Origin of the sequence: Nonomuraea sp. NPDC050547 (genome assembly GCF_044457345.1) — a bacterium.
GTDB lineage: Bacteria > Actinomycetota > Actinomycetes > Streptosporangiales > Streptosporangiaceae > Nonomuraea.
Genome location: NZ_JBITGW010000019.1, coordinates 48,806 through 64,176, shown reverse-complemented (window position 1 = coordinate 64,176; position 15,371 = coordinate 48,806). Strand labels below are relative to the sequence as shown.

Below are 15,371 nucleotides of genomic sequence, written 5' to 3'. Positions count from 1 at the left end.
TCGGGGAAGTCATAGGCCCGTTTGCGTGAGCGGGCGGCTGTTCGGGGTCGGTGGTCAGGTCGCCGCTCTCCGCACGGGTCAGCGAGGCCATCGCCTGGTCCCGGCTGTAGGTACCCGGCCGCCAGGACAGCACCCATCCCCCTCGGGTTCGGCTTTCGCCACCTGCTTGCAGCTGTCGCTGGTGATCCACTCGCCATCGAACCGCAGTGTCATCGCCCAAGCGTAAACAACCCCGATGCCGCAACGATCAAGGTTCGCGTGCCTGGTGGTGGTCTCGATGGTGCCAGATCTTCGGCGCAGGCGACCCCGACATCGTCGGCGACACCTACGCCGCGGACCTGCCGCCCGCTGAGCTGGAGGGCTATACCGCCTGCGCCCACCGCTGGGCGCAGCGAAACGGCAGAGAGCTCTCTCGAGCTCGGTCCTCGCCCGCTCGTCAAGAGGTTGTGTCGAGCCACCCCTTGATCCGGGCTTGTGAGGGTGGCCCATCGACGATTCGGCCTAAAAGGGAGGATGCGTGTCCAGTGGGGCTGGTTGCCTGATAAGCGAGAATGCCGGTCGGCAGGTGAGGTGGCGATGTGGTGAGTGCGCGTGTGCCTTCGAGGGACTCGGGTAGCGCCCGGTCATGACCGAGGACCGTAGCGTGGCGGGGGAGATCAGCGTCCCTGACCGGCCGACTGATTTGTCCGGACGTTCGCTGGCAGGTGCTGAAGCGCACGGTGCGGGAGTTCCAGGATGACCATGTCGTGGATTGGGCTGCCGCCCTGACCTACTACGCGGTCTTGTCAATCTTTCCGGCTTTGTTGGCGGTCGTGTCGCTCCTCGGTCTGTTCGGGCAGTCGGCGACGGAGTCGATCTCTGACATCTCCGTGCGATTGCTCCCGGGCCGGCCAGGCAGATCATCGATCAGGTCCTGCAGTCACTGCAGAGCAGCCAGGGGGTGGCCGGTACCGCGACGGTCATCGGGATCGCCGTTGAGCTGTGGTCGGCGTCGGGGTACGTGGCGGCGTTCATGCGGGCCGCGAACATCATGTACGAGATGCCGGAGGGGCGGCCGATCTGGAAGACACTGCCGCTGCGGCTGGCGATCACGCTCGTCCTCGTGGCCATGATGGCCGCGGGGGCGATCGGGGTGGTGTTCACCGGCAGCCTCGCGGAGCAGGCGGGCAGGGTGCTCGGGATCGGCGAGACCGGTGTGACGGTCTGGAACGTCGCCAAGTGGCCGGTGCTGGTCATCATGATGATCGTGGTGCTGGCGCTGTTGTACTGGTTCGCGCCCAATGTCGAGCATCCCGGATTTCGCTGGATCACTCCCGGCGGCGCTCGTGGCCGTGCCATCGCCGCCGGGTATCCGGCCTCCCATGAGCCCTATCTCGAGCCGCGTGACGTACGGAAGATGAACGAGGACGAGAAGCCACGACGGTGGACGAGTGTTTTGTCCCTTTTGTGGTAGCTGGGTGGCATGTTCTTGCTGAGGCCGCCGGGCGTGTACCGGCCGCAGGGTGATACCCATCTTCTCGCCGCCGCGCTCGCCGCGAACGTGCTTCCGGTGGGTGCGCGGGTGCTCGATCTGTGTACGGGCACCGGGATGCTCGCGCTGTGCGCGGCGCGTGGCGGCCTGGCCCGGGTGACGGCGGTGGACTTGTCCTGGCGTGCGGTGCTGGCGGCGCGCGTCAACGCGATGGCGTGTGGGCTGCGGGTGCGGGTGCGGGTGATGCGGGGGAGCCTGTTCGCGCCGATCGGGCAGGAGATGTTCGATCTCATCACGGCGAATCCGCCGTACGTGATCGGTCTGTCGCAGCTGCCGGGCGCGCATAGCAGGGCCCGCGCGTGGGAGGCGGGTCTGGACGGGCGGCGGGTACTGGATGAGATCTGCGCCGGGGCGGCGGCGCATCTGGCTCCGGGTGGGCGGCTGCTGATCGTGCAGTCGGCGCTGAGCGGCGTGGCCGCCACCTTGTCCCGGTTGCGGGCTCAGGGGCTGTGTGCGCGGGTGGCGGTACGCAAGCGGGTGCCGTTCGGACCGGTCATGAACGGGCGGGCGGCATGGCTGGAGGAACGCGGGCTGATCCTGCCGGGCCAGCGCTATGAGGAACTCGTGGTGATCCGCGCGGAACATCTCCCGGTGCCCGCGACGACCTCGGGCGGGCCTGATCCGGCCGTGGCCGTTGCCGCCAGGCCAAAGGACGATCTGGTGTGACCAGGTCCTTGGCGGTGCTGAACGCGCCAGGGCGGTGAGGACGAACAGGACCGCGAGGGTGGTTCCGGCCCATGGTTTCCACGCGCTCAGCGGGGACTGATGCTCGGCCTCGAAGTCCAGGTTTGCTCGACGGCTTCGCATGCTTTCGGGCTGGCGGCCGCTGTTCTCGCAGACTGCGCGGCGTGGGCTGGTCATGGTGTGGCGAGGCTCGCTGGGGATTCGTCAGCGGTTGTGGCAGGTGTGGTGAGGCGGGTCAGCAGGGCGAGGATGCGCTCGGCGTCGGTGAGCAGGCTGCCGCTGGCAGCCCAGCCCTGGGGGCGCTCCACCTCGCCGGCGCGGATCTCCGCGGTCATCTGCCGATGGATGGCTTCGATCTTCTCGCGAGCGCGCGAGAGCAGTTCGGCGGTTTCGCGGTCGTCTGGCTCGGGCGGGATGACCCGGACCAGTGCGGCCGCCAGCGTGTCCAGCAGTTCGGCGTAGTCGCGGGCGAAGTGCACGCTGATCCAGCCGGTGGCGGTATCCACGCCCGGCTGCTGCTCGATGTGGGCCAGTGCGCGCACGATGGCGTGCACGTGTACGCCGGCCTGGCTCATCGCGCTCAGCAACACCGCATGATCCCCCTCGGCAGGGTGGCGGGAACGGCGCAGGTTGTAGCGGCGGCTTTCGACGCCGTCGGTGATCGCCTCCCGGGTTTGGACGAGGCGGGCATCCAGTTCTGCGGCCCGCGTCTCCCACTCGGGAAGACGTGACAGGTCACAGCGCTCCTTCAAGCCTGCCGCCATGCTCTCCAGCAGTGCCGCGGCCTCCCGGCTCTGCCCGCGCAGCGCCCGGAAAGGGCGACGCAGATACAGTGGCGGCCAGATCAGCGCGTTCACCCCCGCTCCGCATAACGCCCCGATCACGGTCGCCACCAGGTACCCGGCCAGATAGCGCTCCTGGGAGGCGGCGCCGAACGACAACATCAGCACGGCCGTGGTGGCCACGTCCGAACCGTGCCGTCCCATCCGATGCCAGCGCGCCGCGATCAACGCGGGTGGCACGACCAGGACCAGGCTGAGTGCGTTCAGGCCGAGAAGATGGCCGATGCTGCCGGCCAGGAAGACCCCGGCGGCCACCGCGCCGACCCGCCGCAGCCCGTTGGTCACCGTGCGATACACGGTCGCGTGAACCATGATCACCGCGGTGGCCGGGGCGAACCACACCGTCTCCCGCGCCAGCAACCGATCAGCGATCAACCACGCCAGCACCGCGGCCGCGGTCGCCTTGGCGATCTGCCGCAGTTCCAGACGCTGAGAGGAACTCTGCTCGCCCAGTCCTGTCACCTGCTGACGCACATAGCGCAACTCCCGCCGCGCCGCCCCCGCCAGCCGTACCCCCCAACGCTCACTCACACGATCCCCCTGTCACCGCATTCACCGAACTTTCCCAGGAGCCAGGCGCGGCCCCGGCAGCCCGATCACTTGTGGCCTTTGCCGGGCGAGTGGAGTTTGTGCCCGTGTTTGACCTTGCCGCCGCCGTCACCGGTGAGCTTCTTCGCCTGCCCCGGCGGCATGGAGTCCACCGCTGGGACGCGGGCGGGCCCTACGGTCTGGTGCCGGCCACGTCTGGTGGACCCGGGCTTCAGTTGCAGGAGCGCGGCGGGTGAGGTGGGTGCCGTGGTGGCAGGCGTGCCGGGGGAGGGACGCCCGGCGGTGCGAGTGTCCGTCGGTCCGTCCGGCCAGTTGGCGGCCGCCAGCACACCGGCGGCCAGGACGGACACCGCTGCCGCGTACATGATCCAAGGCGCCCGCGCAGCCGGATCGGCGGCGTGGCGCGCGGGTGCCGGAGCGCGGACTGCGGTGGGACGGGGGCCGGTCGGATGGGTCCGCGGCGGGGTGGGCTCGGTCGCGGACGGTGCCGCGACGGCGGGCGAGGCGGTCGCGGACGGTGCCGCGACGGCGGGCGAGGCGGGCGGGGCGGTGATGTGGCGCAGGCGCCGGCGGGCGTCGTCGACGCCGGTACGGCGGGCCGGGTCCTTGACCAGCAAACCGGTCAGGAGGGGCGCCAGCGGACCTGCGCGTACGAAAGGGACCGGATCCGCTGTGAGGACGGCGCTGATGGTCGCCAGAGGGCTGCCCTGCTCGAACGGGCAGCGGCCCTCGACCGCGGTGAACAAGGTGACGCCCAGCGACCACAGGTCGCTCTCGGCGGTCGGGGCCGCGCCGCGGGCGCGCTCCGGGGAGATGTAGGCGGGGGTGCCGACCACGATGTCGGCCTGGGTGAGGCCGCTTTGGGCGGGCTGCATCAGAGTGGTGGCCAGGCCGAAGTCGGTCAGCACCGCGTGCCGGCCGGCGTCGGCCAGGAGGATGTTGGCCGGTTTGACGTCGCGGTGCACGATGCCTGCGGCGTGTGCCGCCTGTAACGCCTCCAGCACCTGAAGGCCGATGCCGGCGACGTCGGCGGGCGGCAGCGGGCCTCGCTCGGCCAGCACATCGGCCAGCGTGGGGGCGGGAATCAGTTGCAGCACGATCCACGGCCGCCCGTCGGCCTCCACCACGTCGTACACGGCGGCGATGTGCGGATGCGACAACCTGGCAGCCAGACGGGCCTCGCTCATGGTACGGCCCAGCAGCGCGGCACGATCGCCTGGCGGCCGCCGATCCAGAATGACCTCCTTGACCGCGACGGCGCGGTCGAGCAGCTCGTCGTGGCCGCGCCAGACCCTGCCCATGCCGCCCCGGCCGAGCTCGGCCTGCAGCCGGTAGCGGCCGCCCAGCAACCAATCCTCAAACCCCTGCGAACCCGGCATAGCGCACGACCTACCCGATCAACGCTCACCCATTCGGCGACGAGCATTCGAGACCGGTCAAGCACGACGCCATACCCTTCTACAGCAGGCTGCCGGCCCACTGCAGCCGGGTGATCGTCCCAAAGAAGCCGTCCGGAGTCACCCTCCAGCAGCGTGATCAGTCTTTGGAAGCGCACGCGGACAGCCATCATGGCCCGCTTTCGCTGGGCCGCGGAGATGACGACGTGTGATCGCTCCGCGGTGAGCTCGGGTGAGTGCGTCCTGCTGACCGCATGTCTGCTGCTATGGGTCGGCCCTGTCCCTGGGCAGGGGCGTTGCTTTACCCGACGGCGGGCAGGGCCCGTAGCGCATTTCCACGCAGTTCAAGGAGGACTCGCACATGGACAACGACTTCTTCCAGCGCAAAGTGCAGGCACGACTCGCCGGATTCGATCACGACAAGGACGGCGTGATCACGCAGGCCGACGTCGACACGGTGACCGAGCGGGCGATGGGCGCCTACGGCCTGGCGGCGACTTCGCCCCAGGCCAAGGCCCTCAAGGCCGCGGCCGGGACGTTCTGGCGGCAAGTGGCCGCGAACGCTGACGGTGACCGCGACGGCAAGATCAACCAGGACGAGTTCTTCCTCGCCGCGGCAGGATTTCAGCAGGCGGTGCAACCCTGGGTGAGGGCGCTGGTCTCGGCGGCGGACACCGACGATGACGGTTGGCTCACCGACCGGGAGTACCGGTCCCTCCTGCAGGCGCTCGGCGCCGACGCAACGACGCTTGACCAAGCCGCCCAGCACACTGCTTCAGATGGCTCCATCGCCGTTGCCAACGTACAGAAGACCGCGCTGGAGCTGTTCGCCGACCACAAGCCCTACGCCCCCGCCACCTGGTCATTCGGGACGTTCTAACCGACGCGGGCCTAGACCGGCCTAGATCACGATGAGACGGCCAACCGCGGGTGCGGGCACGGCGCCAGACCCGCGTCCTGCACCACCACGAACAGGTCCGGCTTGGCCAGGACGCGGCGGACGCGGGCCAGGTCGGGCAGCGACACCGCCGGGTTCGTGGCGACGATCCACAACATCGTGATCTCGCCCTGTTCGGCGAGCTGGAAGATCTCCAGCGCGGGGGTGGGCGGCCCGCTGTGCGGGATGGTGGCCGGGTCGACGTTCCACCGGCGTGCCAGGTCCTCGACGTGCGCGGGGTTGGCCCAGTTGCGGAAGCCCGGCGGGTCACCGTCGGCACCCGTCTCGCGGGTGTTCTGCGCCGTCGGCTGGCCGTTCATCTGGCACAGTCCCGCTCCGGTACGGCCCAGCATGCCGCGCACCAGGTGCAGGTTGTTGACCTGGCAGGCGGCGGCGGTGGCCTGATGGGACTGGTAGAAGCCCTGCAGGACGGTCGAGAACAGGTTCCTGGCCGAGCCGAGAATCTCGGCCGCCCGCTCGATGAGCACCGCCGGAACGCCGCACACCCCGGCCGCCCACGCCGGCGTGCACGGCTCGACCACTCGGCACAACCGATCGAACCCGACGGTGTGGGCGTCGATGTAGTCCGGCTCGTGCCAGCCCTTGGCGATGATCTGGTGCAGCAGCGCGTTCATCAGGGCCAGGTTCGTGCCGGGCCGTACCGCCAGATGTACGTCGGCCTCGGCCGCGACGGCGGTGTCGCGCGGATCCACGGCGATCATCATCGGCGCGTCCGCGCCACGGCGGCGATCCAGCATGCGCTCCCACAGCACGATCTGGGTTTCGGCCGCGTTGTGGCCCCACAGGGCGAGCGTGTCGCAGTGGTCGACGTCCTCGTAGGAGCCCGGCTGGCCGTCGGTGCCGAAGTTCGCCTTCAGCGCGGCGGCGGAGGTGGCGGTGCACAGGCGGGTGTTGCCGTCCATGTGCGGCGTGCGCAGGCCTGCCTTGCCGATCACCGCCAGCGTGTAGCTCTCCTCCAGGAACAGCTGGCCGGAGGTGTAGAAGCCGATCTGGTGCGGCAGACGCTTCCGTGATCTGGCCGCGATCAGGTCCAGGGCCTCGTCCCAGCCGGTCTCCCGGCCGTCCACCAGCGGCCTGACCAGGCGGTCCTGGTGATGATTGGCCTGCCAGCCGTACCGGTCCTTGGGGTCGAGGCGGCCGCGGTTGACCCGGTCGGCCGCGCGCCCGCGCACCCCCACGATCCTCTCGTCGCGCACGGCGATGTCCATCGCGTCGCCGTTGGAGTGCAGCAGCGACGCCGACGGCACCCACCGCTCGACATCACGCACCCGCACCCCGTCCGCCAGGCTGACGTCCACCCGCTCGGGCCACGTTCTCCTGGTCCGTACGGCATGCGTTCACCAGACATACGACTTCCGCTACCCGGTTTCGGCCGATCTACCGCAAGGGTTCCTGAGCGAGCAATCCGCGTAGGCGCATTCTCACGGTGGGTGACGGGGATGGCGGAGGGGTAAGGGGCTCCGTATGAGAGCGCGTACAGGGGCCGTCGGGCTACTGACCGTGATCCTGATCTTGGGGGTGACGGGCTGTTCCTCCACTGCGCAGAAGGCGCAAGTCTTGGCGGCGGTGGAAGATTTCTACGTTGCGATCAACGCTGGGCGGGCAGAGCAGGCCTGTACCCTGCTCTCTCCTCGGGCCAGGGAAGGCATGGAGAGCGGCGGCCAGACGTGCGCCTCCTCGATCGCCGAGCTGCGCCTGCCCGGCGGGCGGGCGTTGGAGACCCACGTCTGGGGAGATGAAGCGCAGGTACGGCTGAGCGCCGACACCGTGTTCCTGCACCGGTTCGCCAAAGGCTGGCTGGTGAGGGCGGCGGGATGCGCTGCGCGAGAGGCCCAGCCGTACCGGTGCGAGGTGGAGGGCTGAGATGCGGGTCATGTTCGCCACGACGCTGGCCATCATCGTGATCGGCCTGGCGTACATGCTTGTCGTCGGTTTGCTGGGCCGTTAAGGGGGATCGGTGGGACGTTTCGTCAAGGACAACGCCCTCAGCCTGTTCTTCCTGCTGGCCTTCGTGGCCGCCCTTGTCGGTCAGTCGATCGCGGGTACGGCCGACTACAACGCCACCCAGTTGAGCGGCGGGGGTGAACCCGTCTCCTGGCAGGCCTATGTCACCTCCTCCGACTTCGCCGTCGACGTGGCGGAGAACTGGCAGTCGGAGTACCTGCAGTTCCTGCTGTTCATCATGGTCACCGTATGGCTGGTGCAGCGGGGCTCGCCGGAGTCGAAGAAGCCCGGTGAAGAAGGCGGGCAGAGCGACCAGGAGCAGAAGGTCGGCCCGCATGCACGGTCCGACAGCCCGGCGTGGGCCGCGACGCGGGGGTTGCGCCAGAGCCTGTTCAGCAACTCGCTCGGCTTGGTGATGGGGCTGGTTTTCGTGCTGTCGTGGCTGGCCCAGTCGGTGGCGGGCACCGCCGCCTACAACAACCGGCAACTGGCTCAGCTGCAAGATCCGGTGAGCTGGGGCGGGTACGTGGCCTCGGCCGACTTCTGGAGCCGCACCTTGCAGAACTGGCAGTCGGAGTTCCTGGCCGTTCTGTCGATGATCGTCCTGTCGGTCTACCTGCGCCAGCGTGGATCACCCGAATCCAAACCCGTGGGCGCGCCCCACACCACGACGGGTGAGGAGAACTGACGGTCTGCCCAGTCCTTCCGGTGGAGGATAAAGCAGTGATCAGAGGCGTGATCAATGCTCCCGGGGTAGGGGTGAGGAGATGTCCACCTGTTGAGGGGCGATATGACCGGGACCATTGGCGTGGAAGAGTGCTCTCCGCGGTTGGCGGGCATCCGTGGCGGCACTCGGGCGGCGGCTTCCATCAGGAGCTCTTCCAGACGCAGGTCGAGGCCGCCACCGGTGTCTGCACCACTCTCGGTCTTCAGGACACGCGTTTCCTGTTGGCCGCGGCAGCGCGGCAAGAGGGCCTGGGCCTGGTATCGGTTGGAACGCCCGTGCTCGCCGCGTCATCGCCCCGCCCGTCTTCGGGTGAACGGTTCACCCGCATCATGGGGATGTACCAGGGCGTCGTCGCCGACTATCAGAGTTCCGGGTGCCACGTGCACGTCGGGGTGAAGGATCGTGAAACAGCCGTTGCCGTGATCAACCATTTGCGCCCCTGGCTGCCCGCCTTGCTGGCGCTGTCGGCCAACTCCCCGTTCGACCGTGGCCGAGATTCGGGCTACGCCAGTTGGCGAATGGTATAGCAGTCGCGGTTCCCCGACGGGGGCGTCCCGCCCTGGTTCGATCCCGTCGCCGCCTACGACCGGGAGGCGGAGCGCCTGGCCGCGTGCGGGGTGCTGGTGGACGATGCGATGTCGTTCTGGCTGGCCAGGCCGGGGATCGGGGTGCCGACCGTGGAGGTTCGGGCCGCCGACGCCGTCGGTACGGCCGACGAGGCGGTACTGCAGGCGGCACTCACCAGGGCTCTGGTCGCAACGGCGGAATCGGCGCTGGCCGGGGGACGGCAGGCGTCGAAGGTGAGCGATCAGGTGTGCTCGGCGGCGGTGTGGAACGCGGCGCGACACGGGCTCGACGGCCCCGGGATCGACCCCTTCGAGGAACGTTCTGTGCCTGCGCTGGAGGCCCAGGTCCAGCTTGTCCTGCACGTCAGCCAGGCCCTGACCGACAGCGGCGACCTACCCGCGGTGAGCTCGCTGCTGACGCGGGTGAAACGAGCCGGTACGGGCGCGGCGTTGCGGGACAAGACCGCCGGTGGGCAGGACGTGGCGGGCGAACTCGGGAACCTGCTCGTCGAGTCCATCGATGGTGACGGCCTGTCCTACCACCTGCGCGAGGACGGGGAACGCTGGCAGTTGCGGGAGTACGTGGCGCATCGCTCGATTTACCACCTCAAGGAGGCCGACCCTCACGTGTGGGTCATCCCCAGGCTGCAGGGACGATCCAAGGTCGCCCTGGTCGCGGTGGAGTTCGACGAGTTCGGCGGTGGGCGGGCGGAACGGATGCACGCTCGGCTGTTCGCCGATCTCATGGAGGAACTGGGCCTGGACGCCGCCTACGGGGCCTGTCTGAACGCGGCGCCCGCCGAGATGCTGGCGGCCGCCAACATGATGTCGATGTTCGGCCTGCACCGCAGTCTCCGCGGCGCCATGGTCGGACATTTCGCCGCAGCCGAGATCACCACCCCGCCCAGCACCAAGCGGATCGACCAGGGACTGCGCCGCCTGGGCGTGGGGCCGCGCGGCACTCTGTTCTTCACCGAGCACATCGAGGCGGACGCCGTACCGAACAGGTTCTGCGGCACGACGTCATCGGCGACTTGCTGGAGCGGGAGCCGTACCTGACAGGAGACGTGGTGTTCGGGATCCAGGCCACCGACTGGCTGGAGGACAGATTCGGCGAACACGTGCTCGGCTCCTGGCGCGCCGGACGCACTTCGTTGCTGAGCCCGCTGTCCGGCGGAAAGGGATGGTGATCCGTGCAGGCACATCAGAAGCCGTCTCGCGAGGGCGAGCCGCCTGAACCCCGGCCCGTCCCGGCCACCCGCGTCACGGTGGTGACCGGTGGTCCCGTCCTTGTCGAAGGGCCGGTCGAGATCGTCCTGGAAGACGGCTCCATCGCCCGGTCCGATCGTTTCCTGGTCGCCCTGTGCGCCTGCCGCAGGAGCGTCGAACCTCGGCGACTGAGCCAGCCAAGATGGACGGCTGGCTCGCTCGCACCCGTCCGCAGCAACCTTGACCGGTCAAGAAGTGGGATGCGGTAGCGGGTATGCGGCCCCCTCCCGGCGGCAACGGCAATGGGCTCCCCTCCACGATCGAGGGGAGCCCATTGCGTGAGCTGACGCGGCTGCCGGTCAGGGCAGGTGCGGGTAGCGGCCGTAGTAGTCGCCGACCTGCTGGCGGTAGTCCGGCTCCCGGTAGGTGTTCTCGTCGAACTCGGGAGCGTCCTTGATCTCCTCCTTGGTGCGGGCGAGGTAGACCTTCTGCTCCTGGGTGTCGACGCGAGTAATGGTACTGGCGGGCATCACGACCTTCTTGCCGAAGATCCAGAAGCCGGTGTCGACGACGAGGTAGCTGTCGCCGACCGCGCTGCTCTCCTCATCCACCGATCCGATTTTGCCATCGGTGGCTTCGACGTCGAAGCCGATCAAGCTCACGCCGGCGTCGGAGACGACGCCTTCACGGTAAGTCCACGGCTCAGTCATATGCTGGTCACTCCTATCGTGCGGGGTTGCAGGAGCATCGGCTACCCGTCAGGGCGACCGCAAACCCGCGCTCAGCCATCGCGTCCCGTCTCAGATACCGGCCGTGCCCGTCTGCTGGCTACGCACGCGGGGCGTCGCGGCCTCGCCCTTTCGTTTCACGCCGTCGCGGCTGCGTACGTCGGTGATGACGAAGCCGCTGCGGGGCCGGGTCGGTACTCTGCGCAGGGAGATGGTCAGGTCCTGGCGTGGCACCGTGTAGTCCAGCCGCGCGAGCTGTACGGCCAGCGTACGCAGGATCGCCACGGTCACCGCCTCGCCGGGGCAGCGGTGACCGGTGTGCGGATCGCCGCCACCCTGAGGCACGAGATCGTCACGTCTGACGGAGGCGCCGGTGAACCTGCCGGGATCGAAGGAGTAGGGACTCTCCCACAGCTGGTCGTCGTGGTTTTGGCCGTGAAGGTCGAGCAGCGCCAGCGTGCCTTCGGGGATCTGCTCGCCCTGCCAGGTCAGGTCCTTGACGGCGAACGCTCCGACGAAGGGGGCAATGGGATAGAAGCGCCGGACCTCCTGGGCGAACGCGTCGGCGTAGCCGGGGTCGGCGCGCAGGCGCGCGCGGTTGTCCGGCCAGCGGTGCAGGGCATGGGCCGCGAAGGCGACGTACCAGGCGACCGCGACCGTGGGCCTGACGATGTTGAGCAGTTCGGTCGCGGCGATGCCCGGATCGAGGATCCGGCCGTCCTCGTCGCGATGGCGCGCGACGAGCTCGGCCACCGATCCCGAGGGCAGCGCGTCCGGTTCGGCGAGCAGGGCCGCCAGCCACTTCTCGCGCCGCGCCCGCGCCATCCGGGCCTTCCAGTGCCGCGGGCCGAGACCGCCGAATCCGTCGACGAGCGCCACCATGTCGGCGGCCAGCGCGTCGGTGGCGTCCATCGGGATGCCCACCCAGTCGCACACGCCCTCGGTGATGGCCTCGGCCGCCTCGTCGAACACCACGACACGCGAATGCGCGGGCCGGTCGCGCAGCCGGCGGTCCCAGCGCGCGCCCACCTCCTCGGCGAGTGCGGTGACCCGGCCGGGGTCGGCGAGCACGGACATGAACAGGTGCTTGCGCGTCCGATGCGCCGGCCCGTCGAGACCGTGCACGGTTCGTTTTCCGGTGAGCGTGGCCTGGACCGCTTCGGGGAGTGCCCCGTGCCGCGTCATGTGGCGCTCGTCGTAGAAGAACCGCACCGCCTCGGGTCCGCGCAGCGCAACGGTGCGACGTCCGAGGACCCGCGTGCGCACCATCCTGCCGTCCCCGCGTCGCCACAGTCCTGGCAGCCAGGCGTATCCGCCGGCCAGCAGGTTGAGCGTCTGGTCGAGGAAGGATGCGCGTGAAGTCGTCATCTCTGCCGCTTGCCCCGGAGGCGGCGGACAAAACAGATGGTCAAGGGCGCTTGCCGACTCCGGTGCTGAACTCGCGCGTCCTGGCCGGGCCGCTGGTCTCGGCCGCCAGCGGCGGGGTGTCGGCGTCGGCGCCGGTCCTGATGCCCTCGAGGAGTTCGCGGACGGCGTCGACGGCGGTGTGCTCCGGGGTCCAGCCGAGTTCGGCGCGGGCGCGGGTGGTGTCCATGAGGGGCACCCGCAAGACCATGTCGAGCAGGTCGGGCGCGGTGGGTACCAGGCGCATCCGCCAGGCGGCGGCCAGCGCGCCGCGCAGCAGCGCCGCCGGCACGCGTACCAGCCTGGCGTCCAGGAGGTCGGCCAGCGTACGCGGGTCGATCACCGGGTCGGCGGCGATGTTGAAGGCGCCCGTCACCTGCCGGGTGACCGCGAGGCGGTAGGCCTGGCCGACGTCGGCGGCGTGCACGGCCTGCAGCCGCAGCAGCGGATGGTCGGGCACGACGGGGATCAGGCCGCGCCGGATCAGGGCGTTGGGGAGGAAGGGGCCGCCGAACAGCCGGCGCTGCTCGGTCGCGGCCTCGCGTTTGAAGACGAAGCCGGGGCGCAGCCGTACCACGCGGATGCCGGAATGGTCGCGCTCGAAGACGTCGAGCGCGCGCTCGACGTAGGCCTTCTCCTGGCCGTACGCGGCGGCGGGCCAGCCGTGGGTGGGCCAGTCCTCGTCCACCGCCGGTCCTTGGGGCCGGGCGAGTACGCGCCGACGGAGGACGCGTACACGAGCGCGGACACCCCGCAGGCGGCGACCGCCTCGAAGACCCGCAGGCTGCCAAGGGTGTTCGCCTTCCACGTGGTGACGCGGTCGCGGGTCGGCTGGAACAGCCATGCGAGGTGGACGACGGCGTCGGCACCTTCGAGATGCGGGCGTAGATCATCGCCGCGTACGTCGATGGCCCTCCAGGTGGTCTTGTCCGGCTGCCAGTCGGGCAGGCGCCGGGCCAGGCCGAGGATGGAGGTGACGCCGGGGTCGGCCCCGAGCGCCGAGATCACGCTCGTGCCGACGTTGCCTGTGGCTCCTATGACGACGACTCGCATCTTTCCCCCTTTTCCGGCGGAACCGCCGGGTGCTCGGGTCAGGGCCTCGTCGCCTGCTCTACCCGCGCCGGTCACGTTTAGCCGCCCTCACCCGGGTAGCGCACCATGGCTGAGCAGCCCTTTTATGCGAAGGGGACAACCGTGAAAGCCGTCACCTGGCGCGGCAGGCGAGACGTCCGCGTCGCGCAGGCGCCCGACCCGGCCGTGAAGGAGCCGACCGACGCGGTCGTCAAGGTCACCTCGACCGGCATCTGCGGCTCCGATCTCCACCTGTACGAGGTGCTGGGGCCGTTCATGAGCGAAGGCGACGTCCTGGGCCACGAGGCGATGGGCGTGGTCGAGGAGATCGGCGCCGAAGTCAGCCACATCGCGCCGGGCGATCGCGTGGTCATCCCGTTCAACATCTCCTGCGGCCACTGCCACATGTGCCGGGAGGAGCTGTTCGCCCAATGCGAGACCACCCAGGTACGTGAGCACGGCATGGGGGCCGCCCTGTTCGGCTACACGCGCCTGGACGGCCAGGTCCCCGGCGGCCAGGCCGAATACCTGCGGGTGCCACAAGCGCAGTTCGGCCCGATCAAAGTGCCGCAGGGGCCGCCGGACGAGCGGTTCGTCTACCTGTCCGACGTGCTGCCCACCGCCTGGCAGGCCGTCGAGTACGCCGACATCCCAGGCGGCGGCATCGTCACCGTTTTCGGCCTGGCCCGATCGGGCAGATGTCCGCCCGTGTCGCCCGTCACCGCGGTTACCGGGTGATCGCCGTGGACGGCGTACCCGAACGGCTGGAGATGGCCCGCCGCCACGGCGCCGAGGTGCTGGACGCCCGCCGCGCTGGCGACGTCCCCAGTGCCGTCCGCGAGCTGACCGGCGGGCGTGGCACCGACTCCGTGATCGACGCGGTCGGCATGGAGGCCCACGGCTCACCCGTCGCCAAGTTCGCCCACGCGCTCACCGGTCTGCTGCCCGACGCGCTGGCCGCGCCGCTGATGACCAACGCCGGCGTCGACCGTCTCGCGGCGCTGCTGCAGGCCATCGACACGGTACGGCGCGGCGGCACCATCTCCGTCGTCGGCGTCTACGGCGGCATGGCCGACCCGATGCCGATGCTGCGCATGTTCGACAAGGGCGTCACGCTCCGCATGGGGCAGGCTCACGTCAAACGCTGGATCCCCGACCTGATGCCCCTGGTCTCCGACGACACCGACCCGCTCGGCGTCATGGACCTAGCCACGCACCGGCTGCCGCTGGAGCGGGCGCCACGGGCGTACGAGATCTTCCAGAAGAAGCAGGACGGGGCCATCAAGATCCTCCTCAACCCTTAAGGCGGAGACCATGTTGCGACAGGTGGCCGCGGGAGCCGCGGCAGGCGTCCTGGCGACGCTGACGATGAGCGCGGCCATGGTGGCCGGGCGCCGGGCGGGGCTGATGAACGAGCATCCGCCCAAGAACGTCGTGCGCGCGATGCTGCCGGGTTCCAAGCACCGCCCCAAGTCCGGCGAGAACGTGCTCGGCGCGCTGGCGCACCTGGGGTTCGGCGCGGTGGCGGGGGCGACGTTCGGCGCGTTCGCCGGTCGGCACCGGACCTCGGCCCCGGCGGGTGTGGGCTATGGACTGGCCATCTGGCTGACCAGTTATCAAGGGTGGCTGCCTGGCCTGGACATTCTGCCGCCGATCTCCGAGGATCGTTCGGGCCGTCCCGCGGTGATGGCGGCAGGTCATGTCGTCTACGGGCTCACGCTGGCCAGGGCGCTCAGGCATCTCGCGCCCTGACGACAGCGG

13 protein-coding genes and 4 pseudogenes are annotated in these 15,371 nt (G+C 69.7%); 10 read left to right on the top strand and 7 right to left on the bottom strand.

Annotation, left to right across the window (positions count from 1 at the left end; genetic code table 11):
* Nucleotides 1–704 precede the first annotated feature (704 nt).
* Nucleotides 705–1,453, top strand: a pseudogene (locus ACIBHY_RS39705) (YihY/virulence factor BrkB family protein).
* A gap of 9 nt (nucleotides 1,454–1,462) precedes the next feature.
* Nucleotides 1,463–2,197 carry a HemK2/MTQ2 family protein methyltransferase gene (locus ACIBHY_RS39700; RefSeq protein WP_397309395.1) on the top strand — a complete coding sequence of 245 codons (735 nt, stop codon included), beginning with the start codon at nucleotides 1,463–1,465 and terminating at the stop codon, nucleotides 2,195–2,197.
* Nucleotides 2,198–2,388: 191 nt separating this feature from the next.
* On the opposite strand, the gene ACIBHY_RS39695 is transcribed toward ACIBHY_RS39700, so the two are convergent.
* Nucleotides 2,389–3,588: an aromatic acid exporter family protein gene (locus ACIBHY_RS39695; protein ID WP_397253864.1), complete on the bottom strand. Its 1,200-nt coding sequence runs from the start codon at nucleotides 3,586–3,588 to the stop codon at nucleotides 2,389–2,391.
* 65 nt (nucleotides 3,589–3,653) lie between these two features.
* Entirely contained in the window at nucleotides 3,654–4,985 is a 1,332-nt protein-coding gene (locus ACIBHY_RS39690) for a serine/threonine-protein kinase (RefSeq protein ID WP_397253862.1), read from the bottom strand.
* Nucleotides 4,986–5,364: 379 nt separating this feature from the next.
* On the opposite strand from ACIBHY_RS39690, the gene ACIBHY_RS39685 reads away from it, so the two are divergent.
* Nucleotides 5,365–5,883: an EF-hand domain-containing protein gene (locus ACIBHY_RS39685; RefSeq protein ID WP_397253860.1), complete on the top strand. Its 519-nt coding sequence runs from the start codon at nucleotides 5,365–5,367 to the stop codon at nucleotides 5,881–5,883.
* A gap of 26 nt (nucleotides 5,884–5,909) precedes the next feature.
* Here the strand turns inward: ACIBHY_RS39685 and ACIBHY_RS39680 are convergent, their stop codons facing one another.
* The gene (locus ACIBHY_RS39680; RefSeq protein ID WP_397309394.1) at nucleotides 5,910–7,259 is read right to left on the bottom strand and encodes a molybdopterin-dependent oxidoreductase; all 1,350 of its coding nucleotides are present in this window, start codon (nucleotides 7,257–7,259) and stop codon (nucleotides 5,910–5,912) included.
* A gap of 268 nt (nucleotides 7,260–7,527) precedes the next feature.
* Between ACIBHY_RS39680 and ACIBHY_RS39675 the strand changes: the two genes are divergently transcribed.
* The 5 genes and pseudogenes from ACIBHY_RS39675 (at nucleotide 7,528) to ACIBHY_RS39655 (ending at nucleotide 10,676) form a co-directional block, all read left to right on the top strand.
* Complete coding sequence (locus ACIBHY_RS39675; RefSeq protein WP_397253857.1) at nucleotides 7,528–7,824, top strand: hypothetical protein; 297 nt, start codon at nucleotides 7,528–7,530, stop codon at nucleotides 7,822–7,824.
* A gap of 94 nt (nucleotides 7,825–7,918) precedes the next feature.
* Entirely contained in the window at nucleotides 7,919–8,593 is a 675-nt protein-coding gene (locus tag ACIBHY_RS39670; protein WP_397309393.1) for a DUF6766 family protein, read from the top strand.
* A 20-nt stretch (nucleotides 8,594–8,613) separates the two neighbouring features.
* Nucleotides 8,614–9,426: pseudogene (locus ACIBHY_RS39665) on the top strand (YbdK family carboxylate-amine ligase); the annotation flags it as partial.
* A 6-nt stretch (nucleotides 9,427–9,432) separates the two neighbouring features.
* Nucleotides 9,433–10,257, top strand: coding sequence for an iron-containing redox enzyme family protein (locus ACIBHY_RS39660; protein ID WP_397309546.1), 825 nt, complete (start codon nucleotides 9,433–9,435; stop codon nucleotides 10,255–10,257).
* 134 nt (nucleotides 10,258–10,391) lie between these two features.
* Complete coding sequence (locus tag ACIBHY_RS39655; RefSeq protein WP_397309392.1) at nucleotides 10,392–10,676, top strand: CDGSH iron-sulfur domain-containing protein; 285 nt, start codon at nucleotides 10,392–10,394, stop codon at nucleotides 10,674–10,676.
* A gap of 90 nt (nucleotides 10,677–10,766) precedes the next feature.
* Here ACIBHY_RS39655 and ACIBHY_RS39650 read toward each other — a convergent pair whose 3' ends face one another.
* The 4 genes and pseudogenes from ACIBHY_RS39650 to ACIBHY_RS39635 all read right to left on the bottom strand — a co-directional run.
* Nucleotides 10,767–11,117, bottom strand: coding sequence for a PRC-barrel domain containing protein (locus tag ACIBHY_RS39650; protein ID WP_397309391.1), 351 nt, complete (start codon nucleotides 11,115–11,117; stop codon nucleotides 10,767–10,769).
* 90 nt (nucleotides 11,118–11,207) lie between these two features.
* Nucleotides 11,208–12,503, bottom strand: a complete 1,296-nt coding sequence (locus ACIBHY_RS39645; protein WP_397309390.1) for a cytochrome P450 — start codon at nucleotides 12,501–12,503, stop codon at nucleotides 11,208–11,210.
* Nucleotides 12,504–12,543: 40 nt separating this feature from the next.
* On the bottom strand, nucleotides 12,544–13,227 hold the full coding sequence (locus tag ACIBHY_RS39640) for a hypothetical protein (protein WP_397309389.1): 684 nt from the start codon (nucleotides 13,225–13,227) through the stop codon (nucleotides 12,544–12,546).
* Between the two features lie 38 nt (nucleotides 13,228–13,265).
* A pseudogene (locus ACIBHY_RS39635) lies at nucleotides 13,266–13,592 on the bottom strand (NAD-dependent epimerase/dehydratase family protein); the annotation flags it as partial.
* Between the two features lie 141 nt (nucleotides 13,593–13,733).
* Between ACIBHY_RS39635 and ACIBHY_RS39630 the strand changes: the two are divergent.
* Nucleotides 13,734–14,914, top strand: a pseudogene (locus tag ACIBHY_RS39630) (zinc-dependent alcohol dehydrogenase).
* A gap of 10 nt (nucleotides 14,915–14,924) precedes the next feature.
* Complete coding sequence (locus ACIBHY_RS39625; RefSeq protein ID WP_397309388.1) at nucleotides 14,925–15,362, top strand: DUF6789 family protein; 438 nt, start codon at nucleotides 14,925–14,927, stop codon at nucleotides 15,360–15,362.
* Nucleotides 15,363–15,371: the final 9 nt, after the last annotated feature.

Bases quoted from the DNA above. Each gene is read 5' to 3' on its own strand.
- ACIBHY_RS39650 (WP_397309391.1), bottom strand. From the start codon at position 11,117: ATGACTGAGCCGTGGACTTACCGTGAAGGCGTCGTCTCCGACGCCGGC.
- ACIBHY_RS39690 (WP_397253862.1), bottom strand. From the start codon at position 4,985: ATGCCGGGTTCGCAGGGGTTTGAGGATTGGTTGCTGGGCGGCCGCTAC.
- ACIBHY_RS39700 (WP_397309395.1), top strand. From the start codon at position 1,463: ATGTTCTTGCTGAGGCCGCCGGGCGTGTACCGGCCGCAGGGTGATACC.
- ACIBHY_RS39625 (WP_397309388.1), top strand. From the start codon at position 14,925: ATGTTGCGACAGGTGGCCGCGGGAGCCGCGGCAGGCGTCCTGGCGACG.
- ACIBHY_RS39685 (WP_397253860.1), top strand. From the start codon at position 5,365: ATGGACAACGACTTCTTCCAGCGCAAAGTGCAGGCACGACTCGCCGGA.
- ACIBHY_RS39645 (WP_397309390.1), bottom strand. From the start codon at position 12,503: ATGACGACTTCACGCGCATCCTTCCTCGACCAGACGCTCAACCTGCTG.